This is a genomic window from Streptomyces sp. NBC_00122, assembly GCF_045160845.1.
Lineage (GTDB): Bacteria > Actinomycetota > Actinomycetes > Streptomycetales > Streptomycetaceae > Streptomyces.
On record NZ_CP108191.1, the window covers coordinates 4,746,107 to 4,770,536 of the forward strand.

Sequence of the window (24,430 nt, forward strand, 5' to 3'; positions counted from 1 at the left end):
CGGCCGTGCGACGCAGATGCCGATGCGGGGCACCGGGCACCGGCATGGCAGTCTTAGACCTGTAATCGGCAATCAGTACAAGGCCTAAACGGGTTCGGGCGAGGAGCGGTCACAGTGCAGCGCTGGCGTGGCTTGGAGGACATCCCCCAGGACTGGGGACGCAGCGTCGTCACCATCGGCTCCTACGACGGCGTGCACCGCGGTCATCAGCTGATCATCGGACGGGCCGTGGCCAAGGCGCGCGCGCTCGGCCTCCCGTCCGTCGTCGTCACCTTCAGCCCCCACCCGAGCGAGGTCGTCCGTCCGGGCAGCCACCCGCCGATCCTGGCGCCCTACGACCGGCGCGCCGACCTGATGGCCGGTCTGGGTGTGGACGCGCTGCTGATCCTGCCGTTCACGGCGGAGTTCTCGCAGCTGTCCCCGGCCGACTTCATCGTGAAGGTGCTGGTCGACAAGTTGCACGCGCGGTCCGTCATCGAGGGCCCGAACTTCCGCTTCGGCCACCGGGCCGCCGGGAACGTCGACTTCCTGCGCGAGCTGGGTTCCACCTACGACTACGACGTCGACGTCGTGGACCTGGTCGAGCGGGGAGAGGCCGGCGGCGGTGTGCCGTTCTCCTCGACGCTGGCGCGCAGGCTGGTCGCCGAGGGCGACATGGAGGGCGCGGCGGAGATCCTGGGACGGCCGCACCGGGTCGAGGGCGTGGTGGTGCGCGGTGCGCAGCGCGGGCGCGAGCTCGGCTATCCGACGGCGAACGTCGAGACGCAGCCGCACACCGCGATCCCGGCTGACGGGGTGTACGCGGGCTGGCTGACGGCCGACGGCGAGCGGATGCCCGCGGCGATCTCGGTGGGGACGAACGTGCAGTTCGACGCGACCGAGCGGACCGTGGAGGCGTACGCGATCGACCGGATCGGACTGGACCTGTACGGGAAGCACGTGGCCGTCGACTTCCTCGCGTACGTGCGGGGGATGGCGAAGTTCGAGTCGCTGGACGGGCTGCTGGAGGCGATCGCGGACGACGTGAAGCGGGCGCGGGTGCTGACGGACGCGCACGACGCGCAGCGCTGACGGACGAACGGGCGAGGGCCCGTACCTTCCCGGATCTCGATCGATCCCGGGGCGGTACGGGCCCTTCGCGCTGTCGGCTCAGCCCAGGCGGGGGTCGCGCGGGGGCTGTTGCTGCGGCTGCGGCTGCGGCTGCGGCGGCTGCGGCTGCGGCGCCGGGGGCTGCTGCCAGGGCTGGCCGGGCTGCGGGTAGGGCTGGCCGGGCTGCTGGTAGGGCGGCTGCGGCTGCTGGTACGGAGGCTGGCCCTGGGGCTGGCCGTACGGCTGCTGCGGCTGAGGCTGCTGGTGGTACGGCGGCTGCGGCTGGGGCTGCTGCGGGGCTCCCCAGTGGCCCTGTGGGGCCTGCTGCTGGGCCCGCAGGAAGTCCTCGGCCACCAGGGCGGAGAGGTTGAAGTACGCCTCGCGCGTCTTGGGCCGCATCATGTCGAGATCGACCTCGGCGCCTGCCGCGAGGTGCTCGTCGAACGGCACCACGACGACACCGCGGCAGCGGGTCTCGAAGTGCTGCACGATGTCCTCGATCTTGATCATCTTGGCCGTCTCGCGGACCCCGGAGATGACGGTGAGCGAGCGGGAGACGAGATCGGCATACCCGTGGGCGGAGAGCCAGTCGAGGGTGGTGCTGGCGCTGCTGGCGCCGTCGACGGACGGGGTCGAGATGATGATCAGCTGATCGGCCAGGTCCAGGACGCCGCGCATGGCGGAGTAGAGGAGGCCGGTGCCCGAGTCGGTGAGGATGATCGGGTACTGGCGGCCCAGCGTCTCTATGACGCGGCGGTAGTCCTCGTCGTTGAAGGTCGTGGAGACGGCCGGGTCCACGTCGTTGGCGATGATCTCCAGACCGGAGGGCGCCTGGGAGGTGAACCGGCGGATGTCCATGTACGAGTTCAGGTAAGGGATCGCCTGGACCAGGTCCCGGATGGTGGCGCCGGTCTCGCGGCGGACACGGCGGCCGAGGGTGCCGGCGTCGGGGTTCGCGTCGATGGCCAGGATCTTGTCCTGGCGCTCGGTGGCGAGGGTGGCGCCGAGAGCGGTGGTCGTCGTGGTCTTGCCGACGCCGCCCTTGAGGCTGATGACGGCGATGCGGTAGCAGGACATGACCGGGGTGCGGATCAGTTCCAGCTTGCGCTGGCGCTCCGCTTCGGCCGCCTTGCCGCCGAAGCGGAAGCGCCCGCCGGCGCTGTTGTTGCCGGTCTTGGGCTTCTGCTTGTTCCGCAGCAGGCGGTCCGAGGACAGCTCGACGGCGGCCGTGTAGCCGAGCGGCGCCCCGCCGGTGGTCTGGGCGGCCGAGTAGCGGGGGTCGTGGGGCTGGGGCGGCTGCGGCTGATGCTGCGGCTGGCCGACGGGCCACTGGGCGCCGGAGCGCGGATCGTGGTGCGGGGGCTGCGGCGCCGGCGCCGGCATCGGCTGCGGCTGCGGGGCGGGAGCCGGCGGCGGGAACGAGTACCCGTCCTGGTCCGGCTGGCCCGCCTGGTCCGCGAACGAGGGCGGCAGCGGCGGCAGTTCGCCACCGGGTCCCCCGAACGGGTGCTCCGCGGCGGGGACCTGTACGTCCGTAGGGCTGACCGGCGCGGCCGAGGCCTGCTCGGCGGGGGGCAGCAGGGGCGTCCCCTCGGCGGGCGTGTCGTGCGGACCGGCTTCGCCCTCGGACGGTGCCGGCGCCGGCGCATCGGCGGGCGCGGGGAGGGTGAACGGCGCGGGCGCCGGGGCCTCTACCGGGGCCGGGGCCTGGTACGGCGGGGCCGCGTCGACCGGTGCGGGGAAGGTGAACGGCGCGGGCACCGCATCCTCGACCGGCTCGGGAGCCTCGACGGGTGCCGGAGCCGGTACCTCGACGGGAGCCGGAGCCGGGAACGGCGCGGGGGCCTCGACCGGTGCCGGAGAAGAGAACGGCGCGGGCACCGGGGCTTCCACCGGTGCGGAGAGGGTGAACGGCGCGGGCACCGAAGGCTCGACCGGGCCCGGGGCCGGAGCCTCGTACTGCGGGGCCGCCTCGACCGGTGCCGGGAAGGCGAACGGCGCGGGCACCTCGACGGGCGCGGGTGCCGGCACGTCGACGGGAGCCGGAGCCGAGAACGGCGCGGGGGCTTCGATCGGAGCCGGAGCCGGAGCCGGAGCCGGGAACGGCGCGGGCACCGGGGTATCGGCCGGTGCCGTGAAGGGCGCGGGCAGGCCCGCGCCATCGGACGGGGTGCGCGGGCTCGGCGGAGCGATCCGCATCGTCGGGGGCGAGGCCACGTCCGAGGGACGGTGGGGCTCGAAGCCGCTGCCCTCGGGTAGCCCCGGCACCTGCGCGGACGGAGCCGCGCCCTGGGTGTACCAGGCCGGCGGGGTGTAGTCGATGGTGAACTCGCCCGTCAGTTCGGGCTCCGCGTCGGACTGATCGTCCGTCGGGACGTCCCACGTCCCGCCGCGCCTCTCGTTCCGATCGCCGTTCACTGGTCCTCCTGGTCTGTCGAACACTGGTCCGGCGCCCACTTCGACGCCGCGCCCGCGTCCAGCCTAATCGCGCTCCGCTGCCGGTGTCCGCCCCCGTCGGCCCCGCCGACCGTCAGTCGATCCGCCGCGCCGGGCCCAACAGGCCCGTCTCCGCGTCCGTCCCCTGGGTCATCACGAACTGCCGGTCCCGTGGCGTACACCACAACGTCACCCCGTCGCCCAGTGTCGGCAGGGATTCCACCGCCGCCTGCGGCAGGCTCATCAGGCGGCCGATCTGCTCGGCCTCGTCCGGCGACACCCGCTGCACACCCACCAGCGACGACTGCTGGAGCAGCCGTGGCGCCGTGGGGCTCAGGTACGGCAGCAACGTCAGTACGGACTGCCAGGGCCCGGCCACCACGCGCCCGCGCGGCGGCCGCATCCCGCAGTCGCGGATCACGAGTACCGGGCTGCCGGCCGACGCGCCCTGCGGCGGCACCCGGCCCACCTCGTGCAGGGTCACGCACTGCTGTCCGCCGCCCGCGGCCTGGGCCAGCCCGGACCACACGTGCCCGCGCCCCGTCTCCACCGCCACCCGCGCGCCCGTCGCCGCCGCGCGCAGCGCCAGTACCTGCGCCGTCCACAGACCGCCGATCAGCGTCACCTCGTACGGCGTAGGCCGGTTGACGCCGAGCACCGCCGGCCGTCCCTCCGCGTCCACACCGATGACGACCCCGTCGTCGCCGACGGGCAGCGCCAGCGCGTCCAGGTCGGCGGCGGGCACCACGTGCCGCTCCCGCCGGGGGCCGACCAGCCCGAAACCGCCCCTCATCGCGCCCCTCCCAGCGGCAGCGAAGCCAGCAGCCCCGGCACCTGTTCACGGTCGAGCCGGACCAGACCGGTCTTCACGCCCCGCGCCGTCCGCTCCAACTCCCGTCGGGCCGCGACCAGTTCCTCGTCGCTGCGCCCGGTCACCCGGACGTGCCCGGTCAGCGTCACGCCCTGGCGCTCCGCCGGGGCGATCGTCAGGCTGAAGTTCGTCGCCAGGGCCGGCAGCGAGGTCAGCAGCGCCACGAACTGCGGCAGCGCCGCGGCCCCCGCGCCGCCCAACCGCGGCCAGCGGCCTATCCAGTACGTGGTGTGCCGCCGGTCGTCGCAGCGCCAGGTCCGCGGAGTCTCCTCCGTACGCCGTCCCGTGCTGGCGGACCGTCCGGCCTGGGTGATCGCCATCGGGTTCGCGCACGAGGACGTGGCCAGGGCCGCCGTGAGCTCCTGCTCGGTCAGCACGGTGGCCGTGAACCCGGCGCCGGTCAGCCGGCTCGCCAACTGGTCCGCCACCCGCACCACGCACCGCTGGGCGCCCGGCAGTCCGCCGCCGCGCGCGGTGACCGCCTCGGGACAGAGCTCCGGGTCGAGCTTGAGCGCGATCCAGGTGAGCCGCACCGCCGGGGTACCGGTCCGGGCCTGCAGCGGCGCGTAGTTGCGGGTGGCCATCGACTGGGCGGGCAGGTGCGGGGCCGGCGCGGGCTGGGTGTGCTGCACCAGCTGCGCGGACTCCAACCGGATGCCGTCGACTTCGAGGATGTCCCGTACGACACCCAGCGGTAGTGGCCGCGCCCCCCGGTCGGGCCGCAGAGCGGTGGCGTCCGTGTCCACCTGGACGACGGCGGTGAGGAAGGTACCGTCGCCGATCATCCCGACCGGCCGCCGGTCGCGGTCGCTGAACGTGAGGGTGCGCAACGCCGGATCGGCCTCGACGAGCGGGGCGAGCCCGGGCTCGGTGCCCGCTGGCACGGTGAGGGACGCGGCCCGGCGCCGACGCGCGCGCAGCGCGAGCGCACCGCCGATCCACTCGGGCAGGGAGCGCTGGTGCCTGCGTACGACCGCGAGCACCACGAGTACGAGCGCGAGCGCGCCGGCGGGAACCAGCAGCACCGGTTCGACCACCCAGGCCACCAACAGGAGGGCCGCGGCCACCTGAAGCAGCACAAGCTGTTGCAATCGGAACGGACCGAAGCGGCCAGGGCTCGACTTCGGATGCGGCGTCACGCCGCCTCGTGCGGGTGCGGCCGCGCCAGTCTGCGGCTGCGTCGCGGTGGCCATCACTCGCGCACCTCCCCTTTCTCCCTCAGCTACCTCCCCCGGACTTCGTTCGGGGGGACCCCAAGGGAGGTGCCCCCAGGGCCGGACCGTGAGTTCCGGCGGCGCGCGACAGCTGGCGCAGGGCCCCGGAATCTTCTCAATCCACCCCGACAAGCCCTGAATACCCCGGTGCGGAAGGCGCTGAGCGGCGATCTCACCCTACCCGGCCCCTGGGCGGCCTCCGTCAAGAGGCATAGTAGGTGCCCGGTCCGACAATCGAGGCCCGGGGACCGTACTCACCGACCGGGCCGTGCGGGGAGAAGCAGACGGTCATGGCATCACGACGTGATGAGCTCAATGCGTACACCTTCGCGAAGCGGCGCACGGTGGCCGCGTTCCTCCAGCCGTCCGCGACGGGGACCGAGGAGGGCGCACCGCGCCCGCTGCGCGCGGTCGTGCCGGGGCTGATCGCGGCCGCGGTCGTACTCGCCGGCTTCGGCGCCTGGGGCATGTTCAGGCCGACGGCCCCCAAGGGCTGGGCGGACCCCGGCACCCAGGTCATCGTCGGCAAGGACTCCACCACCCGCTACGTGGTCCTGACGACGAAGGTGAACGGCAAGGACCAGACCCGGCTGCACCCGGTGCTCAACCTCGCCTCCGCCCGACTCCTGCTGGACCCCTCGAAGTTCAAGGTCATCCAGGTCGACGACAAGGTCCTCGACAAGGGCCAGCCGCCCCGCGGGCCCATCATCGGCATCCCGTACGCCCCCGACCGGCTGCCCGCCAAGGCGGACGCGGCCAAGGCCAAGCGCTGGGCCGCCTGCCAGCAGCCGGGCGGCAACGGGCGCGGGGTGCAGACCGCCACCTTCGTCCTCGCCGACCGCGAGACGCACCTGACGGACGATCAGCGCAAGCTGACCGACACGCAGTCGCTGTACGTGCAGAGCGCCGGCCCGGGCAAGGAGCGCTACCTGGTCGACGCCGCGGGCACCAAGTACAAGTTCCCGGAGGGCACCCCGGCCGCGGGCACGATGACCAACGCCCTGGTCGGCACCGGCGCCACCCCGCAGCAGGTCACCGAGCAGTGGCTGGGGACCCTCAACTCCGGCGACGACCTGTCCTTCCCGCAGCTGCCCGGCAAGGCCGGTACGAACGCCGACGTCAAGGGCCTGATCACCGACGACAACAAGGTCGGCATGGTGCTCATGGCCCAGACCGGTTCCGGCACGCAGCACTACGTGGTCCTGCCGGGGAAGGTCGCGCCGGTCTCCGACTTCGTCGCCTGGCTGCTGATCTCGGCGCCCGCGACCGACGGCCTCAACATGCACGGCAAGGCCCGCGAGATCGACCTCCAGGCCATCAGCCCGGAGTCCACCCCGTTCGCGGGCGACCTCAAGTGGCCGCAGAAGAAGACCGAGCGGATCAACCAGGGCGCACCGGCAGCCGGGACGCAAGGCACCGGCGCCTCCGGCCGCGACACCATCTGCAACGTGCTGCGCTCGGTCGACGGCCAGGGCAACCAGACCTTGAGCACCTGGGCGGGCACCGGCTTCCCCATCGACATCACCGCCAGCGGCACGAGCGCGTACGTCACCCCGGGCTCGGGACTGCTCTACACCCAGGTCCAGGGCAAGCAGACCACGGCAGGCGGCTCCCTCTTCCTGGTCACCGACACCGGCCTGCGGTACGCGGTCCAGGCCAACGGCGACAGCGACGCCGAGCAGTCGAAGATCGGCGCCCCCGACCAGCAGGCCAAGGGCGGCGCCACGGGAGGTGCGCCCGAGGCCAGCCAGGCGCAGATCCGGCTCGGCTACGCGGGCGTCACACCGGCCATGGTGCCCATCGCGTGGTCGGAGTTCCTCTCCAAGGGGCCGCGCCTGGACACCAACTCCGCCCGCCAGCCGCAGGGTTCGTGAGGAAGCCGCCGATGACCCAGCTCCCGATGCGGCGGCGCGCGGTCCGCGCCGCCGCCCTGGCCCTCGCGACGGTCGCCGCGGCCACCCCCGCCACCGCCGCCGCCGCGGCGGCCACCCCCGCCACCGCCGCGCCGCAGCCCCCGTACGCCCTGAGTCTCGACGGCGCCGGCGAGTGCACCTTCCCCATGAAGAAGCAGATCGCGGACCGACCCTGGGCCCTCCAGCGGCTCCTCCTCGACGAGCTCTGGACGCACACCAAGGGCAAGGACAAGAACGGCAACAGCATCCGCGTCGCGGTCATCGACACCGGGGTGGACCGGGTGAACCCGCAGCTCAGCGGCGCCCTCGACACCGGCGCCGGCAAGGACTTCATCGACCCCAAGGGCGGCGACGGCACGAACGACACCGTCGGCCACGGCACCAAGGTCGCCGGGCTGATCGCCGCCCGCCCCCAGGAGGGCACCGGCTTCGTCGGCCTGGCCCCGGACGCCACGATCATCCCCATCCGGCAGAACGACGGCCAGGGCAAGGGCAACGCCCTGTCCCTGAGCCAGGCGATCGACCACGCGGTGGCCAAGGGCGCCCAGGTGATCAACATCTCCCAGGACACCGACGTGCCGATGTCCCCGGACTCCGATCTCGGCAAGTCGGTCCAGAAGGCCATCGACGCCAAGGTCGTGGTGGTGGCCTCGGCGGGCAACGACGGCATGACCGGGGAGAAGCGCAAGACGTACCCGGCGGCCTTCCCCGGCGTGCTCGCGGTGGCCTCCTCGGACCGCAACAACGAGCGGGCCGTGTTCTCCCAGCCCGGCGACTTCATCGGGGTGGCGGCGCCCGGCGTCGACATGGTCTCCACGGTCCCCGGATTCGGCCAGTGCATCGACAACGGCACCAGCTTCTCCGCCCCGTACGTCGCCGGGGTGGCCACCCTGCTGCGCGCCAAGCACGGGGACTGGACCGTCGAGCAGATCGTCTGGCAGATCCAGAACACCGCGGAGCGCTCGGTCAAGGGCCGTGACGACTACGTCGGTTGGGGCGTCGTCGACCCGGTGCGCGCGCTCAGCCAGGACCGCGAGGCACCCAAGGCCCCCGTCCCGGATCCCGGCCCGCCCCCCGCGGCGGCCCCGGAGGCCGCCGCGCTCCAGCTCACCGAGACGGCACAGGAGCGGCAGGAGCGGTACGGCACGTACGCTCTGGGCATCGGAGCCGTCCTGATCGCCGTCATCGCGGGGACCGCGACCGTCGTGCGGGACGCACGCGGGCGCCGACGCCGTTTGCAGTGAACGGTCACAGTTCATCAACGGTAGCAACCCACCGGTGTTGGGCCCTGCCGATGAACTGGCTAGAGTGACAGCAGGCTTCACGAGTGTGATCGGGGGATCGCGTGAAGCGGAGGGGGACGCCCAGGGCGCGTGGCTCACGACCGCGCCGGGCATGGTCCGCTCCGCCACGCAATCCGCCGGTTCTGCCGGCGAATTGAGAAGTGAGGAGCTTCGGATGAGCACGAACACGTTCGGACTTGCAGACGATCCGGTCGTCCAGGCGAAGAGCAAGATCGAGGAGACGGCCAATGCCGTCACCAGGCAGGCCCGCGAACTGGCCGACATCCTCGCCACCGTGAGCGCCGGCTGGACCGGTGTGGGTGCCTCGGGGTTCATGTCCGCGCAGAGCATGGTCAATGACGACCACGACGAGATCCGCAGGCTGCTCGGCGTCCTGCACAACGCCGTCGCGCAGACCAAGAACCTGAGCAACGCCCAGGACGACGACGTGCGCGCCGCGTTCAGGGCCGTCCAGCCGGCCGGTTCCGGCGGCGGCTCCAACAGTTCCGGCCTCAACGGCATCTGACAGCAGCCGTTTTTCAGTTTGCCGCAGCGAGAAGGAGAAGAACATGGCGGGTAACGACGGGCACACCCGGGTCCGGTATGAAACCGTTCAGCAGATGGCGGACCGTATCCGGATCGTCTCCAAGAACATCATCACGGACCTGAACGAGATGGAGCAGGCCCTCAAGGTCGTCACCGACACCTGGGACGGTGAGGCCCACGGCCAGTACGTCCAGCTGCAGGCGAAGTACAAGGGCAAGGCCGACCACATGCAGAAGCAGCTGGAGCAGGTCGCCCAGCTCATCGAGCGCGGCAAGGGCGACTACCGCGCCACCGACGTGAAGGCCTCGCGCCTGTTCACCGAGGCCTACTGAGCCGGTAGCCCACGCAGTCCGTACGCGCCGAAGGGGCGCGCCCGCACCGGGCGCGCCCCTTCGGCGTCTGGTCCGTCAGGTGTCCGGCCCGTCGGATGTCCGGTCCCTCAGGCGTCCGGCTCCTCAGGGCGGTGCCGGTCCAGGTCGAACTCGCCGTCACGGGCCCCGAGTACGAAGGCCTCCCACTCGGCGGCGGTGTACCGCAGCACCGTGTCCCGGTCCAGCGAGGACCGCATGGCCACCGCTCCCTCGGGCAGCCGCGCGATCTCGACCCGCTCCTCGTCGGGGCTGGTCCCGGGCGGGCCCTCCCACTCCACGCCGCTGATGTCGAGCGCGTACAGCTCGTCCTTCTCCTGCTGGGTGCCCATGTGCGGCCTTTCCCCTCGGTGGCGCGGTCTTCACCGCCGATTATCGGTGCTGCGCCGCCGAGGGGAACCGGTTTCCTCACATCCCCGGCATCCGCCCCAGCTGCACCAGCGAGGTGCCCCGCCTGCGCGAGGCGAAGTAGGCCCGGCCCGGCGGCATCGGACGCGGTCGCACGTTGCCGACGAGGTCTCCCTCGGACGGGTCACCCGACAGGACGACGCCCTGCGCGCCCAGCTCCCTGATCCGCTGCATGAACGGCTCGTACAGCGAACGCGAGGCACCCGCCGAGTTCCGCGCGATGATGAACCGCACGCCCGTGTCCCGGGCGAAGGGCAGGAAGTCCACCAGCGGAGCCAGCGGATTGCCCTGGCTGGTGGCCACCAGGTCGAAGTCGTCGATGACGATGAACACGTCCGGGCCCGTCCACCAGCTGCGGTCGCGCAGCTGCTGCGGAGTGACGTCGGGCGGCGGCTGCCGGCGCGAGAACACCCCGCCCAGCGCCTCCATGTGCATCTGCAGCGAGCTCGCCATCGGCGCGTACTCCAGCAGGTGCTCCTCCGGCAGCGCCCCGAGCAGGCCGCGCCGGTAGTCGCCCACCACGAGGCGTGCCTGGTCCGGTGTGTAGCGCTGGGCGATCTGCTGGGCGATGAGCCGCAGCAGGTTCGTCTTGCCCGACTCGCTCTCGCCGAAGACGAGGAGGAACGGGTCGGACTCGAAGTCGACGAACACCGGCTCCAGGTCGGTCTCGTCGATGCCGATCGCGATCCCGCGGCCGGGGAACTCTCCGCCCTTGGGCAGCTGGTCGGCGTGGAGCAGCCGCGGCAGCAGCCGTACCCCGGGGGCCGCCTGCCCCTTCCAGTTCTGCTTCACGGCCTCCACGAACGCGGCCGTGGCCTCCGACAGGTTCGAGGCGTCGTGGGAGCCGTCGATCCGCGGGAGCGCGCTCAGGAAGTGCAGCTTCTCCGGCACCTGGCCGCGGCCCGGCATCCCGGTGGGGACGTTCGCCGCGACCTTCCGGTCGAACTCGGAGTCCATGGTGTCGCCGAGCCGCAGCTCCAGCCGGCTGAGCATCTGGTCCTTGAGCGCCGCGCGGACCTCCATGTACCGCGCCGCGGTGATCACCACGTGGATGCCGTAGCCCAGACCGCGGGCCGCGATGTCCGTGACGATCTGCTCCAGGCCGTCGTACTCGCCGCGGAAGCCGCCCCAGCCGTCGATCAGCAGGAACACGTCGCCCCACGGCTCACCGGGCAGCTCGCCCGCCGCCCGCCGGCGCCGGTAGGTGCCGATCGAGTCGATGTTGTTCGCGCGGAAGAACTCCTCACGGCGGTTGAGGATGCCCCCCACCTCCGCGACGGTGCGCCGCACCCGCTCCGGATCCAGGCGCGAGGCGATCCCGCCCACGTGCGGCAGCTCGGCGACCGCCGACAGGCTGCCACCACCGAAGTCCAGCCCGTAGAACTGCACCTCGCGCGGGGTGTGCGTGAGCGCGAAGGACGAGATCAGCGTCCGCATCAGCGTCGACTTGCCCGACTGCGGACCGCCGACCACCATCATGTGGCCCGCCGCACCCGAGAAGTCCCGGTACAGCACCTCGCGCCGCTGCTCGAACGGCTTGTCGATGAGGCCGAGCGGTACGACGAGCCCGCCGGGCCGCGTGTACCCGTCCGCGTGCAGCCCGCGCTCCGCGCTCGGCGCCAGCGCCGGAAGCAACTGGTCCAGCGGCGGCGCCTGGTCGAGCGGCGGCAGCCACACCTGGTGCGCCGGCACTCCCTGGCCCTCCAGCCGGCTCACGATCACGTCCAGCACCGTGTCGGCGAGCGCGTCGTCCTCGCGCGCCGACTGTGCCGCCAGGTACGCCGGGTCCGGAGCGGCGTACACCACCGGCACCGGAGCCGCCGTGAACAGCGCGGGCCGCCGCTCCACCGGGAACAGGCCCACCGACACGTCCGGCCCGCCCGAGCGGTAGGTGCCCGAGACGTACGCGGCCTTGAACCGCGTCATCTCGTCCGTTCCGAACTTCAGGTAGCCCGAACCGGGCACCGACGGCAGGTGGTAGGCGTCCGGCACACCGATCGCGGTCCGTGACTCCGCCGCCGAGAAGGTCCGCAGACCGATCCGGTACGAGAGGTACGTGTCCAGCCCGCGCAGCTTGCCCTCCTCCAGCCGCTGCGAGGCCAGCAGCAGGTGCACACCCAGCGAGCGGCCGATGCGGCCGATCTGGATGAACATGTCGATGAAGTCGGGCTTCGCCGTCAGCAGCTCGCTGAACTCGTCGATGACCAGCACCAGCGAGGCCAGCGGCTCCAGCGGGGCACCCGCCGCGCGCGCCTTCTCGTAGTCGTGGATGTTCGCGTAGTTGCCCGCCGAGCGCAGCAGCTCCTGCCGGCGCTGCAGCTCTCCGCGGATCGAGTCGCCCATGCGGTCCACGAGCGTGAGGTCGTCCGCCAGGTTGGTGATGACGGCCGCCACGTGCGGCATCTGCCCCATGCCGGTGAAGGTCGCACCGCCCTTGAAGTCGGCGAGCACGAAGTTCAGCGTCTCCGAGGTGTGCGTGACCGCCAGGCCCAGCACGAGGGTGCGCAGCAGCTCGGACTTGCCGGAACCGGTCGCGCCCACGCACAGGCCGTGCGGCCCCATGCCCTCCTGCGCGGCCTCCTTGAGGTCCAGCATGACCGGGGCGCCGTCCTCGCCGACACCGATCGGCACGCGCAGCCGCTCACCGGCCGACCGCGGCCGCCAGGTACGCGCCACGTCGACCGCGGCCGCGTCGCCCAGGTTCAGCAGGTCCGTGAAGTCCAGGTTCGCCAGCAGCGGCTCGTCGTCGTCCCCGCCGCCCGTGCGCAGTGGGGCCAACTGGCGGCCCAGCGCCTCCGCCGCGGGGAGCGACAGCGCGTCCGGGGTGCCCTCGTACGCGACCCCCGCGCCCGACTCCAGGCGCAGCCGGCCCGGCCGCACCACGACCGACAGCCCACCGCGCGGCTCGTCCAGCTCGCCCGTGACCACCTCGACGATCGTGACGCCCTGCAGCCCCTCGGCCGCCGCGAACACCGAGTCCGGCGGCACCAGGGCACCGCGGGGCGAGTTGGTGTCGAGCACGACCACCAGGTGCGGCTGGTCCAGCACCGGGGACACCTCGCGGCTGAACCGCGGCCGCCCCTCCAGCCGGGGCGCCAGCAGCCCCTCCAGCTCTCCGAGGTCGTCGCCGAACAGCCGCTTCGTACCGGCCCCGTCCACCTGGCCCGGCACCTGCGTGTGCGGCAGCCACTTCGTCCAGTCCCACGAGGGCACCGCACCCGGCGAGGCCACCACGGCCACCGTCAGGTCCTCGGGGGAGTGCAGCGTCGCCAGCTGCGCCACCATCGCCCGCGCCGCAGCACGCGCCGACTCCGGCTCACCGGACACCGTCACGTGGTAGAAGGCCCGGATCGACACCGCCATCGGCAGTCCGTCCAGCGAGGAGTGCACCTTGAGGAAGCGCTGCATCGCGCCCGCCGTCAGCGGCTCCAGCTCGTCCACCGGGGCCGTGTCCGGCGCCACCAGCGGCGTTTGCAGCCGCTGCGAGCCCAGCCCCAGCCGGGCCTGCCCGAAGTCCGGGTCGCCGACCCGCCGTTCCCACAGCCGCGAACCCTCGGCGACCACCGACCACAACTGCTCGGGGGCCGGGTGCAGGTACAGCTGCGCGTCGCGCTGCGCCCGCGCGGTCCGGCGTACCTGACGGCGCGTCTGCGCAAGGTATTTGAGGTAGTCCCGGCGCACATCGGCCATTTGCCCCTGCGTACCCCGCCGGTGCCGCACCAACTGCGCGACGACCATCGACACCGTCGACACCAGCATCAGCACGCCCATGATGCGCATGAACGGCGCCGCGCCCGGCATGAAGAAGAAGACGGCGGACGAGCCCATGCCGAGCATCGGCAGGAGCTGCATCAGCATGCCCTCCTGCTGTCCCCGGGGAAGCTCAGGCGGCGCCTCCAGCCGCACCTCGTCCGACGGCACTTCGGGCGGCAGGGACCGCGGCGGGCGTTTGACGACGATCTGGCTCACCGGAGCATCAATCCCTCGAAAACGGACGGGACGTCGTAACCGGCGCCCCCAAGTCCCGGGCGTGGAGGGGGTCTCCTCCACGCGTCGGTGATCCTACTTGCCGACTGTCAGGCACGAGCCCGGTAGGGTGGCGCGCGCAGTATGCGCATCCGCGAATCGTCCGCCGTCGCGGACGTCAACAAGGGGGGTCACACAGGTGAGTACGGCCGCAACGACGGGCTTCTGCAGGGTCACCGTCGTGGCCCCGGACAGCCGGATCGACGTCGCCCTCCCCGAGGACATCGCCGTCGCCGACGTCTATCCCGAGCTGCTGCGCCTCACCGGCCAGACCCAGCCCGTCGGCGCCCCCACGGGCTTCCACCTCGTACGCCGCTCCGGCGCCGTCCTCGACGGCGCCCGCACCCTCGCCGCCCAGCAGGTCCTCGACGGCGAGGTGCTCAGCCTGCGCCCCTTCGCCGAGTCCCTGCCGCCCGCCGTCTTCGACGACGTCTCCGACGCCGTCGCCTCCGCCGTCGTCCGCGACCGGCACCGCTGGAGCGACGACATGCTGCGCGGCGCGGGCCTGGCCGGCGCCGCGGTGCTCCTCCTCATGCTGGGCTTCGTCCTCTGGTACGCCGACCCGCTGCGCCACGACATGCACGGCCTGCCCGGCATCCTCGCGGGCGCCGTCGGAGTCCTGCTCACCGCGGTGGCGGGCGTGCGCGCCCGGGTCTACCGCGACCGCGGCTCCGCCGTGGCGCTCGGCCTCGCCGCCCTGCCGCAGCTGCTGATCGCCGGCTCCGGGATCATCGCCCCCGCCGCCGGCCAGGGCCCCGGCCGCCTCCAGTTCCTGCTCGGCTGCGTCTGCGTCCTCGTCGCCTCCGTCGCCCTGGTCGCGCTCACCCCCAGCGGCGACGCGCCCTTCGTCGCGGCCACCTTCGTCGCCGCCACCGGCACCCTGGCCACCTTCACGGCCATCGCCACCGAGGCCTCCGCGACCGCCACCGCCGCCGTCTGCGCACCCGTGGCCATCGGCCTCGTCGCCTTCCTGCCCGGTCTCTCCGCGCGCTTCGCCCGCCTGCCCATCGGCTACGCCGCCCCGCAGAGCGCCACCGAGGATTACGAGACCCCGGACCGCTACGAGACCGAGCCGTACGGTGACCAGTCCGCCGCCGACCAGCACGACCAGGCCGCCACGCTCGACGCGGAGCAGATCGCGGCCCAGGCCCGGCGCGGTCACGAGATGCTGCTCGGCCTGGTCGGCGGCTGCGCGGCGGTCGCCGTCGGCGCCGCCGCCGTCCTCGGCTTCTCCGACAACACCTGGGGCCGCCTGCTGGCCCTGACCACCGGCCTCGCCATGCTGCTGCGCGCCCGCCTCTTCCGCTACACCTCCCAGGTGGTCTGCACACTGGCCGCCGGCCTCGTCGCCGTCGCGCTGCTGATCCTGGGCCTGGCCCTGCACCCGCCGGCCGACCTGCTCGAAGCCCTCCTCGTGAAGCACGACCGCAGCGGCCTGGACCTCCGTACGATCTGGCTGACCGCCGCCGTCGCGGCCGGCGCGGCCCTCCTCGCCGGAATTGCGCTTGTCATTCCCCGCAAGGGCCTGTCACCCTTCTGGGGAAGGCTGCTCGACCTCACCGAGGCGGCGGTCCTGCTCAGCCTGGTCCCGCTGGCCCTGGCCGTGCTGGACGTCTATTCCCGGGCCCGCGCTCTCACCAGCTGAGACGCCGAGTCCCGGCAGCCTGGTACGCTGTGTGACGGCCGTTTGTGTACGCGTCCTCCGGATCCTCGACAAAGGGTCTGTGGACTGCGCTCAGCGGACCCCGCCTCCCGAGTTACGGAAGCTCCCCAGAGACTCAGACCTGGGGCACTCGGTGGCTACGAAGACCCAAACGAGGAGTACGCGTGCCGCTCGACGCCGCTACGAAGAAGCAGATCATCAGCGAGTTCGGTGCCAAGGAGGGCGACACCGGCTCTCCCGAGGTCCAGGTCGCGATGCTCTCCCGCCGCATCTCGGACCTGACCGAGCACCTCAAGACGCACAAGCACGACCACCACTCCCGTCGTGGTCTGCTGATCCTGGTCGGCCAGCGTCGCCGCCTGCTGCAGTACCTGGCCAAGAAGGACATCCAGCGCTTCCGTACGCTGGTCGAGCGCCTCGGCATCCGCCGCGGTGCGGCCGGCGCCAAGTAACACGCCGTGAAGGGAGCGGTTCCCACATCCGGGGGCCGCTCCCTTTGCTGTACGTGCGGGACGGACCGGACCCTTTGTAGTCTGGAAAGGACGCACGTGCGCGTATGAAGACGCGCGAAGACGTGCACAACAGAAGAGGAGGAGCGCCCTCCCTACGCCGCCGGTCCTCGGTAGTGGCACCCGGAATGCCCCCACGGGCAACGGACCGGGTGCTTCGATCGAAGACCGGCCCCAGGCAAGGAGCGCTTCTCCGCAACCGTCCACCGCCACACGGGCGGCGGACGGAGACGACGAAAATGGAGAAAACGCTAGTGGAGAACGAGACCCACTACGCCGAGGCCGTCATTGACAACGGTTCCTTCGGCACCCGCACCATCCGCTTCGAGACGGGCCGTCTGGCCCGCCAGGCCGCCGGCTCCGCCGTTGCCTACCTGGACGACGACACGATGGTGCTGTCCGCCACCACCGCGTCGAAGAAGCCCAAGGACCAGCTCGACTTCTTCCCCCTGACGGTGGACGTCGAGGAGCGGCAGTACGCGGCCGGCAAGATCCCCGGCTCCTTCTTCCGCCGTGAGGGCCGGCCCTCCGAGGACGCGATCCTCACCTGCCGCCTGATCGACCGCCCGCTGCGCCCGTCCTTCAAGAAGGGCCTGCGCAACGAGATCCAGGTCGTCGCCACGATCATGGCGCTCAACCCCGACCACCTGTACGACGTCGTCGCGATCAACGCCGCGTCCGCGTCCACGCAGCTGGCCGGCCTGCCCTTCTCCGGCCCGATCGGCGGCGTCCGCGTCGCGCTGATCCGCGGCCAGTGGGTGGCCTTCCCGACGCACACCGAGCTCGAGGACGCCGTCTTCGACATGGTCGTCGCGGGCCGCGTCCTGGAGGACGGCGACGTCGCGATCATGATGGTCGAGGCCGAGGCCACCGAGAAGACCATCGCCCTCGTCAAGGGCGGCGCCCAGGCGCCGACCGAGGAGATCGTCGCCGCGGGTCTCGACGCCGCGAAGCCGTTCATCAAGGTCCTCTGCAAGGCCCAGGCCGACCTGGCCGCCAAGGCCGCGAAGCCCGAGGGCGAGTTCCCGGTCTTCCTGGACTACCAGGACGACGTGTACGAGGCCCTCGCGGCCGCCGTCAAGGGCGACCTCTCCCAGGCGCTGACCATCGCGGGCAAGCAGGACCGCGAGGCCGAGCTGGACCGCGTCAAGGAGATCGCCGCCGAGAAGCTCCTCCCGGCCTTCGAGGGCCGCGAGAAGGAGATCTCCGCCGCCTACCGCAGCCTGACCAAGGCCCTGGTGCGCGAGCGCGTCATCAAGGACAAGGTCCGCATCGACGGCCGCGGGATCACGGACATCCGTACCCTCGCCGCCGAGGTCGAGGCCATCCCGCGCGTGCACGGCTCGGCGCTGTTCGAGCGTGGCGAGACCCAGATCCTGGGCGTCACCACCCTCAACATGCTCCGCATGGAGCAGCAGCTGGACACCCTCTCCCCGGTGACCCGCAAGCGCTACATGCACAACTACAACTTCCCGCCGTACTCCGTCGGCGAGACCGGCCGCGTCGGTTCGCCGAAGCGCCGCGAGATCGGCCACGGCGCGCTCGCCGAGCGCGCGATCGTGCCGGTCCTCCCGACCCGCGAGGAGTTCCCCTACGCGATCCGTCAGGTGTCCGAGGCCCTCGGCTCCAACGGTTCGACGTCCATGGGCTCGGTCTGCGCCTCCACCATGTCGCTGCTGAACGCCGGTGTGCCCCTCAAGGCCCCCGTCGCCGGTATCGCCATGGGTCTGATCTCCCAGGAGATCGACGGCAAGACGCACTACGTCGCCCTCACCGACATCCTCGGTGCGGAGGACGCCTTCGGCGACATGGACTTCAAGGTCGCCGGCACCAAGGAGTTCGTCACCGCCCTCCAGCTGGACACCAAGCTGGACGGCATCCCGGCCTCCGTCCTGGCCGCGGCCCTCAAGCAGGCCCGCGACGCCCGCCTCCACATCCTCGACGTGATGATGGAAGCGATCGACACGCCGGACGCGATGTCCCCGTTCGCCCCGCGGATCATCACCGTCAAGATCCCGGTGGACAAGATCGGTGAGGTCATCGGCCCCAAGGGCAAGATGATCAACCAGATCCAGGAGGACACCGGCGCCGAGATCACGATCGAGGACGACGGCACCATCTACATCGGTGCCTCCGACGGCCCGGCCGCCGAGGCCGCCCGTGCCACGATCAACTCGATCGCCAACCCGACCATGCCGGAGGTCGGCGAGCGCTACCTGGGTACGGTCGTCAAGACCACCACCTTCGGTGCCTTCGTCTCCCTCATGCCCGGCAAGGACGGCCTGCTGCACATCTCGCAGATCCGCAAGCTCGCCGGTGGCAAGCGCGTGGAGAACGTCGAGGACGTGCTCGCGGTCGGCACCAAGGTCCAGGTCGAGATCGCCGAGATCGACCAGCGCGGCAAGCTCTCGCTGGTCCCCGTGATCGACGGCGAGGCCGCCGGTGACGACGCTGACAAGGACGACTCCGACAAGTGATGTCGCGTAGTTCCCGTGTGACGGCCCGCCCCTCTTCGGAGGGGCGGGCCGTCGCCCGTACCCAAACCCTCCTCAAGGGCAGCAACGGCATCGGCACCGTCCGGCGCACGGTCCTGCCCGGCGGACTGCGCATCGTCACCGAGACGCTGCCCTCCGTCCGCTCCGCCACCTTCGGCATCTGGGCGCACGTCGGCTCCCGTGACGAGACGCCCACGCTGAACGGCGCCACGCACTACCTGGAGCACCTCCTCTTCAAGGGCACGCACCAGCGCAGCGCCCTCGACATCTCCTCCGCGATCGACGCGGTCGGCGGCGAGATGAACGCCTTCACGGCGAAGGAGTACACCTGCTACTACGCCCGGGTGCTCGACACCGACCTGCCGCTGGCCATCGACGTGGTCTGCGACATGCTCACCGGCTCGCTGATCCGCGAGGAGGACGTCGACGCCGAGCGCGGCGTCATCCTCGAAGAGATCGCGATGACCGAGGACGACCCGGGCGACATGGTCCACGACCTGTTCGCGCAGACCATGTACGGCGACACCCCGCTGGGCCGTCCCGTCCTGGGCACCGTCGACACGATCAACGCACTCGGCGCCGACCGGATCCGCCGCTTCTACAAGAAGCACTACGATCCGACCCACCTCGTCGTCGCGGCCGCCGGCAACGTCGACCACAACAAGGTCGTGCGCCAGGTCCGCGCAGCCTTCGAGCAGGCCGACGCGCTGACCCGCACCGACGCCGAGCCGATCGGCCCGCGCGCCGGCACCAAGCGCATCCGCACTTCCGGCCGCGTCGAGCTGGTCAACCGCAAGACCGAGCAGGCCCACGTGGTCCTCGGCATGCCCGGCCTCGCCCGCGCCGACGAGCGCCGCTGGGCGCTGGGCGTACTGAACACCGCCCTCGGCGGCGGCATGTCCTCACGCCTCTTCCAGGAGGTCCGGGAGAAGCGCGGCCTCGCCTACAGCGTGTACTCGTACACCTCGGGCTTCGCCGACACCGGCCTCTTCGGCGTGTACGCGGGCTGCCGCCCCAACCAGGTGCACGACGTGCTCCGCATCTGCCGCGACGAGCTCGACAAGGTCGCGTCCGACGGGCTCACCGACGACGAGATCAAGCGGGCCATCGGCCAGCTGTCCGGCTCCACCGTCCTCGGCCTGGAGGACACCGGCGCGATCATGAACCGGATCGGCAAGAGCGAGCTGTGCTGGGGCGACCAGATGTCGGTCGACGACATGCTGGCGCGGATCGCCTCCGTGACCCCGGACGACGTCCGCTCGGTCGCGCAGGATGTACTGGCCCAGCGGCCCTCGCTCGCGGTGATCGGCTCGCTGAAGGAGAAGCAGGCGGCCCGCCTCGACGAGGCCGTCGCCCAGTCCCGTACGTAGGTAAGTCTGCTCTGATTTAAGGACATGAACATGAGCAAGCTGCGCGTGGCAGTCCTCGGCGCACAGGGCCGCATCGGCTCCGAGGCCGTGAAGGCGGTCGAGGCCGCCGACGACATGGAGCTGGTGGCGGCCCTCGGCCGCGGCGACAAGCTGGAGACGCTGGCCGAGGCCGGCGCCCAGGTCGCCGTCGAGCTGACCACCCCCGCCTCGGTCATGGGGAACCTGGAGTTCCTCACCCGTCACGGCATCCACGGAGTGGTCGGCACCACCGGCTGGAACGAGGACCGCCTCGCTCAGCTGAACACCTGGCTCGCCGGATCCCCGGAGACCGGTGTGCTCATCGCACCGAACTTCTCCATCGGCGCCGTCCTGACCATGAAGTTCGCCGCCCAGGCCGCCCGCTACTTCGAGTCCGTCGAGGTCGTCGAGCTGCACCACCCCAACAAGGTCGACGCCCCCTCGGGCACCGCGACCCGTACGGCGCAGCTCATCGCGGCCGCCCGCGCCGAGGCCGGCTGCGCCCCGCAGCCCGACGCCACCGCGACCGCCCTCGACGGGGCGCGCGGCGCGGACGTCGACGGCGTCCCGGTGCACGCCGTCCGCCTGCGTGGCCTGCTGGCCCACCAGGAGGTGCTCCTCGGGGCCGAGGGCGAGACCCTGACCATCCGTCACGACTCCCTGCACCACAGCAGCTTCATGCCGGGCATCCTGCTCGGCGTGCGCCGCGTGACGCAGACCCCGGGCCTCACCTTCGGTCTGGAACACTTCCTCGACCTGGGCTGATCCGATCATCATGCGCGCGAAGATCACGTACTTCCTCACGGCCGCCGTCCTGGTCGTCTACTTCGTCCTGGCCGGCAGCCGGGGTCTGATGCTGATCCGGCACGGCACCTGGCTCACCGTCACCTTCGGTGTGGCCGTGCTGATCCTGCCGGTCATCGGCGTCTGGTTCCTCTGGAAGAACACCCGGTTCGTCACCAGGGCCAACCAGCTCGCGACCGAGCTGGAGGGCGAGGGCGGCCTGCCCGTCGACGAGCTGGAGCGGGACGAGTACGGCCGGATCCTGCGGGACTCGGCCGACGAGGTCTTCGCGCGCCGCAAGGCCGAGACCGAGGACGCGCCGGGGGACTGGCGCAGCTGGTTCCGGCTCGCCGTCGCCTACCACGACGCCCGCGACACCCCGCGGGCGCGCAAGGCCATGCAGCGGGCGATCGCCCTGCACGACAAGAAGCCCGTACAGGTCTAAGCGGTCTGACACCTGTACGGGCTCCCCGTGCGCGCGGCTCCGGATCAGGCGGGCACGGGCCGGTACTCGTCGGCCCAGGCCCCGACCGTGTCGGCGGCCCGGTCGAAGGCCTCGGACCGCGACAGGAAATCGGCGTCGTGGTCGGTCAGCAGCACCGGCAGCTCTGCGCCGTCGCGCCCTGCCACCGTCAGCGCCTGCCCCTGTACGGTCCTCGGCAGACCGAGCCAGCGCACCGGCTGCTGCACCGTACGGAGCTCGGCGATCTCGCTCCACGCGATCGAGCGGGTCCCGAAGAAGCCGACCCGGCGCAGTCCCGTACGGCTCACCCAGACGCCGGCGCGCAGCACTTGCAGCACGGACCCGACGACACCGAGCGCGGCGACCAGGCACACCGACGCTCCGCCCCAGGTACCCGCGAAGGCGATGATCATCGTGGCCAGCAGCATGAAGGCGGACAGCAGGAGCAGCAGCGCGGCGATGGCCACCCGCCAGGGACCCGGCCGGTAGGGCCGCCGCCAGCGCTCGTGGTCGTCATGGGCGAGCGCCTCGTCGCCGTCGTCATCCGCCTCGGACACACCGTCGGCCGTCAGGAAGGGCAGGGGCACGGCTGGACCTCACTCACATGCACGTTCGGTTGGGCTGTGACCGTGAGGCTACCGCCCCTCGGAGGCCTCCGACTGCTGCGACTTCGTCGGCGCCTTGCTCGGCTGCAGTGCCGGCATACCGAAGAGCAGCGCGCCGGCCAGCCCCGCCACCACGGTCAGCCCGACCAGACTACGGGCGGCGAGCTGAGTCCTGCTCAGGCGCTCGCGCGGCGGCGGAGTGACGTTGCTGCGGAAACGGTCGGCCTCGGCGACGAAGGCGAACGGGACGGGTTCCCGTCGGCGGAACATGGGAGCCACTCTCCTCACGATCGGTGTGCGTTCTCTTACGTAGGACGTCCGAGAGGCCCAATCGGTGCCGGGTTTGGGCACATTAACGAAAATCCATGGCGCTGCGGCCCGCAGGCGGCGACGTAGAGTGGGCGCGCCCCAGGACGCACGTTTGGAAGGACCCCCGGTGAGCGAGACCGCCGCTTCAGATCTGAAACCCAGCTTCCGCAGTGACGTGACGGTGGAGCTGGTGAAGCACTCCGCCGCCGACTCGGACGTGCTGTGGGCCGCCCGTGTCTCCACGGCGGGCGAGCAGTCCCTGGAGGAGCTGCAGAAGGACCCGGAGCGCTCCAAGGGCCTCATCAACTACCTCATGCGGGATCGCCACGGCAGCCCCTTCGAGCACAACTCGATGACCTTCTTCATCAGCGCGCCGATCTTCGTGTTCCGCGAGTTCATGCGCCACCGCGTCGGCTGGTCCTACAACGAGGAATCCGGCCGTTACAGGGAGCTGGAGCCGGTCTTCTACGTCCCGGACGCCGAGCGCAAGCTCGTCCAGGAGGGCCGCCCGGGCAAGTACGTCTTCGTCGAGGGCACCGAGGCGCAGCAGGAGCTGACCGGCCGCGTCATGGAGGACTCGTACGTGCAGGCCTACGAGGCCTACCGGGAGATGCTCGCCGCGGGCGTGGCCCGGGAGGTTGCCCGTTCGGTCCTGCCGGTCGGACTTTTCTCCTCCATGTACGCCACCTGCAACGCTCGCTCGCTGATGCACTTCCTGGGTCTGCGCACGCAGCACGAGCTCGCGGCGGTGCCGTCCTTCCCGCAGCGGGAGATCGAGATGGTCGGCGAGAAGATGGAGCAGCACTGGGCGAAGCTCATGCCGCTCACGTACGCCGCCTTCAACGGCAACGGCCGCGTCGCCCCCTGAGGTCCCTTGCCCGTGGGACGCACAGGGTGCGCTCAGTCAAGTCCGAAGTGTCCGTATTGCGGCGTTTCGGAAAGTTCATCTAGGCTGATCAAACGGACCCGGCACTGCTTGAACCCCCGAGCAGGCAGTGCCGGCGTCCAACACTCCGTACACCCTGTTGACGTCCCCCGAGGGGACACCGCGAGCATGGCAGCGAGTAGCGTGTTACCCATGGCTCCGATCTCGACTCCGCAGACCCCCTTCGGGCGGGTCCTCACCGCCATGATCACGCCGTTTACGGCGGATGGCGCACTCGACCTCGACGGCGCGCAGCGTCTCGCCGTCCACCTGGTGGACGCAGGCAACGACGGCCTGATCATCAACGGCACCACCGGCGAGTCGCCGACCACCACCGACGCGGAGAAAAACGACCTCGTACGAGCCGTCCTCGAAGCCGTCGGAGACCGCGCCCACGTGGTCGCCGGCATCGGTACCAACGACACCCGCCACACCCTGGAGCTCGCCCGCCAGGCCGAGCGCACGGGCGCCCACGGCCTCCTCGCGGTGACCCCGTACTACAGCAAGCCGCCGCAGGAAGGCCTCTACCGGCACTTCACGGCGATCGCCGACGCGACCGGGCTGCCGGTCATGCTCTACGACATCCCCGGCCGCAGTGGTGTCCCGATCGACACCGAAACTCTGGTCCGGCTGGCCGAGCACCCCCGTATCGTTGCCAACAAGGACGCCAAGGGTGACCTCGGCCGCGCCAGCTGGGCCATCGCGCAGAGCGGCCTGGCCTGGTACTCCGGCGACGACATGCTGAACCTGCCGCTCCTGTCCGTCGGTGCGGTCGGCTTCGTCTCCGTGGTCGCCCACGTGGTCGCCCCCGACCTGCGCGCGATGCTCGAGGCCCACCTGGGCGGAGACGTCCAGAAGGCGACCGAGATCCACCAGAAGCTGCTTCCGGTCTTCACCGGCATGTTCCGCACCCAGGGCGTGATGACGACCAAGGGCGCGTTGAACCTGCTGGGGCTGCCTGCGGGTCCGCTGCGGCTCCCGCTGATCGACCTGACCGCCGAAGAGACGGCGCAGCTCAAGCTCGATCTCGCCGCCGGCGGGGTACAGCTCTGAGAACAGACTTCACAACTGAACAAGCACGACCGAAACAGACAACAGCAAGAGCACGAATGTCATACACGCCACGTGCCTTCCGA

General features: G+C 71.4%; 20 protein-coding genes. 13 read left to right on the forward strand and 7 right to left on the reverse strand.

The features are described 5' to 3' along the window. The first annotated feature begins 114 nt into the window (after window positions 1-114). Window positions 115-1,071, forward strand: coding sequence for a bifunctional riboflavin kinase/FAD synthetase (locus OG737_RS22620; protein WP_328927947.1), 957 nt, complete (start codon window positions 115-117; stop codon window positions 1,069-1,071). A 78-nt stretch (window positions 1,072-1,149) separates the two neighbouring features. Here OG737_RS22620 and OG737_RS22625 read toward each other — a convergent pair whose 3' ends face one another. From OG737_RS22625 to eccE, 3 genes are all read right to left on the reverse strand, one after another. After that, window positions 1,150-3,507 (reverse strand): SCO5717 family growth-regulating ATPase, encoded by a 2,358-nt coding sequence (locus OG737_RS22625; protein ID WP_405921911.1) that lies wholly within the window; start codon window positions 3,505-3,507, stop codon window positions 1,150-1,152. Between the two features lie 112 nt (window positions 3,508-3,619). Next, window positions 3,620-4,318, reverse strand: a complete 699-nt coding sequence (locus OG737_RS22630; protein ID WP_328927949.1) for a hypothetical protein — start codon at window positions 4,316-4,318, stop codon at window positions 3,620-3,622. Further along, the gene (gene eccE, locus OG737_RS22635) at window positions 4,315-5,589 is read right to left on the reverse strand and encodes a type VII secretion protein EccE (protein WP_328927950.1); all 1,275 of its coding nucleotides are present in this window, start codon (window positions 5,587-5,589) and stop codon (window positions 4,315-4,317) included. Before eccE ends, OG737_RS22630 begins: the two co-directional genes overlap by 4 nt. A 311-nt stretch (window positions 5,590-5,900) precedes the next feature. Here eccE and eccB point away from each other — a divergent pair, with 311 nt between their 5' ends. The 4 genes from eccB to OG737_RS22655 all read left to right on the forward strand — a co-directional run bounded on the left by eccB (window position 5,901) and on the right by OG737_RS22655 (window position 9,684). Next, window positions 5,901-7,484 carry a type VII secretion protein EccB gene (gene eccB / locus OG737_RS22640; protein WP_328927951.1) on the forward strand — a complete coding sequence of 528 codons (1,584 nt, stop codon included), beginning with the start codon at window positions 5,901-5,903 and terminating at the stop codon, window positions 7,482-7,484. A gap of 11 nt (window positions 7,485-7,495) precedes the next feature. Further along, window positions 7,496-8,767, forward strand: a complete 1,272-nt coding sequence (mycP, locus tag OG737_RS22645) for a type VII secretion-associated serine protease mycosin (RefSeq protein WP_328927952.1) — start codon at window positions 7,496-7,498, stop codon at window positions 8,765-8,767. A gap of 214 nt (window positions 8,768-8,981) precedes the next feature. Continuing rightward, window positions 8,982-9,332, forward strand: coding sequence for a hypothetical protein (locus OG737_RS22650; RefSeq protein WP_328927953.1), 351 nt, complete (start codon window positions 8,982-8,984; stop codon window positions 9,330-9,332). Between the two features lie 43 nt (window positions 9,333-9,375). Then, on the forward strand, window positions 9,376-9,684 hold the full coding sequence (locus OG737_RS22655) for a WXG100 family type VII secretion target (RefSeq protein WP_328927954.1): 309 nt from the start codon (window positions 9,376-9,378) through the stop codon (window positions 9,682-9,684). A 107-nt stretch (window positions 9,685-9,791) separates the two neighbouring features. Here the strand turns inward: OG737_RS22655 and OG737_RS22660 are convergent, their stop codons facing one another. Further along, entirely contained in the window at window positions 9,792-10,052 is a 261-nt protein-coding gene (locus OG737_RS22660; protein WP_328927955.1) for a DUF397 domain-containing protein, read from the reverse strand. Window positions 10,053-10,128: 76 nt separating this feature from the next. Continuing rightward, a complete protein-coding gene (gene eccCa / locus OG737_RS22665; protein WP_328927956.1) occupies window positions 10,129-14,097 on the reverse strand; it encodes a type VII secretion protein EccCa in 3,969 nt (1,322 codons plus the stop codon). Between the two features lie 196 nt (window positions 14,098-14,293). Here eccCa and eccD point away from each other — a divergent pair, with 196 nt between their 5' ends. The 6 genes from eccD to OG737_RS22695 all read left to right on the forward strand — a co-directional run bounded on the left by eccD (window position 14,294) and on the right by OG737_RS22695 (window position 21,437). Continuing rightward, complete coding sequence (gene eccD / locus OG737_RS22670; RefSeq protein WP_328927957.1) at window positions 14,294-15,799, forward strand: type VII secretion integral membrane protein EccD; 1,506 nt, start codon at window positions 14,294-14,296, stop codon at window positions 15,797-15,799. Between the two features lie 182 nt (window positions 15,800-15,981). Continuing rightward, window positions 15,982-16,269 carry a 30S ribosomal protein S15 gene (rpsO, locus tag OG737_RS22675; RefSeq protein ID WP_031143997.1) on the forward strand — a complete coding sequence of 96 codons (288 nt, stop codon included), beginning with the start codon at window positions 15,982-15,984 and terminating at the stop codon, window positions 16,267-16,269. A 311-nt stretch (window positions 16,270-16,580) separates the two neighbouring features. Further along, a complete protein-coding gene (locus tag OG737_RS22680) occupies window positions 16,581-18,803 on the forward strand; it encodes a polyribonucleotide nucleotidyltransferase (RefSeq protein WP_328930446.1) in 2,223 nt (740 codons plus the stop codon). After that, the gene (locus OG737_RS22685) at window positions 18,800-20,191 is read left to right on the forward strand and encodes a pitrilysin family protein (RefSeq protein WP_328927958.1); all 1,392 of its coding nucleotides are present in this window, start codon (window positions 18,800-18,802) and stop codon (window positions 20,189-20,191) included. Before OG737_RS22680 ends, OG737_RS22685 begins: the two co-directional genes overlap by 4 nt. 30 nt (window positions 20,192-20,221) lie before the next feature. Further along, entirely contained in the window at window positions 20,222-20,974 is a 753-nt protein-coding gene (gene dapB / locus OG737_RS22690) for a 4-hydroxy-tetrahydrodipicolinate reductase (RefSeq protein ID WP_328927959.1), read from the forward strand. 10 nt (window positions 20,975-20,984) lie between these two features. Continuing rightward, a complete protein-coding gene (locus OG737_RS22695; RefSeq protein WP_328927960.1) occupies window positions 20,985-21,437 on the forward strand; it encodes a hypothetical protein in 453 nt (150 codons plus the stop codon). Window positions 21,438-21,481: 44 nt separating this feature from the next. On the opposite strand, the gene OG737_RS22700 is transcribed toward OG737_RS22695, so the two are convergent. Further along, entirely contained in the window at window positions 21,482-22,042 is a 561-nt protein-coding gene (locus OG737_RS22700) for a PH domain-containing protein (protein WP_328927961.1), read from the reverse strand. 48 nt (window positions 22,043-22,090) lie between these two features. Further along, complete coding sequence (locus OG737_RS22705; protein ID WP_328927962.1) at window positions 22,091-22,330, reverse strand: hypothetical protein; 240 nt, start codon at window positions 22,328-22,330, stop codon at window positions 22,091-22,093. Window positions 22,331-22,496: 166 nt separating this feature from the next. Here OG737_RS22705 and thyX point away from each other — a divergent pair, with 166 nt between their 5' ends. Further along, on the forward strand, window positions 22,497-23,237 hold the full coding sequence (thyX, locus tag OG737_RS22710) for an FAD-dependent thymidylate synthase (protein WP_328927963.1): 741 nt from the start codon (window positions 22,497-22,499) through the stop codon (window positions 23,235-23,237). 210 nt (window positions 23,238-23,447) lie between these two features. Further along, window positions 23,448-24,347 (forward strand): 4-hydroxy-tetrahydrodipicolinate synthase, encoded by a 900-nt coding sequence (gene dapA, locus OG737_RS22715; protein ID WP_405921912.1) that lies wholly within the window; start codon window positions 23,448-23,450, stop codon window positions 24,345-24,347. The last annotated feature ends 83 nt before the right edge of the window (window positions 24,348-24,430 follow it).

Bases quoted from the DNA above. Each gene is read 5' to 3' on its own strand.
- OG737_RS22630 (WP_328927949.1), bottom strand. From the start codon at position 4,318: ATGAGGGGCGGTTTCGGGCTGGTCGGCCCCCGGCGGGAGCGGCACGTG.
- eccE (WP_328927950.1), bottom strand. From the start codon at position 5,589: ATGGCCACCGCGACGCAGCCGCAGACTGGCGCGGCCGCACCCGCACGA.
- eccB (WP_328927951.1), top strand. From the start codon at position 5,901: ATGGCATCACGACGTGATGAGCTCAATGCGTACACCTTCGCGAAGCGG.
- mycP (WP_328927952.1), top strand. From the start codon at position 7,496: ATGACCCAGCTCCCGATGCGGCGGCGCGCGGTCCGCGCCGCCGCCCTG.
- OG737_RS22650 (WP_328927953.1), top strand. From the start codon at position 8,982: ATGAGCACGAACACGTTCGGACTTGCAGACGATCCGGTCGTCCAGGCG.
- OG737_RS22655 (WP_328927954.1), top strand. From the start codon at position 9,376: ATGGCGGGTAACGACGGGCACACCCGGGTCCGGTATGAAACCGTTCAG.
- OG737_RS22660 (WP_328927955.1), bottom strand. From the start codon at position 10,052: ATGGGCACCCAGCAGGAGAAGGACGAGCTGTACGCGCTCGACATCAGC.
- dapB (WP_328927959.1), top strand. From the start codon at position 20,222: ATGAGCAAGCTGCGCGTGGCAGTCCTCGGCGCACAGGGCCGCATCGGC.
- OG737_RS22695 (WP_328927960.1), top strand. From the start codon at position 20,985: ATGCGCGCGAAGATCACGTACTTCCTCACGGCCGCCGTCCTGGTCGTC.
- OG737_RS22705 (WP_328927962.1), bottom strand. From the start codon at position 22,330: ATGTTCCGCCGACGGGAACCCGTCCCGTTCGCCTTCGTCGCCGAGGCC.
- dapA (WP_405921912.1), top strand. From the start codon at position 23,448: ATGGCTCCGATCTCGACTCCGCAGACCCCCTTCGGGCGGGTCCTCACC.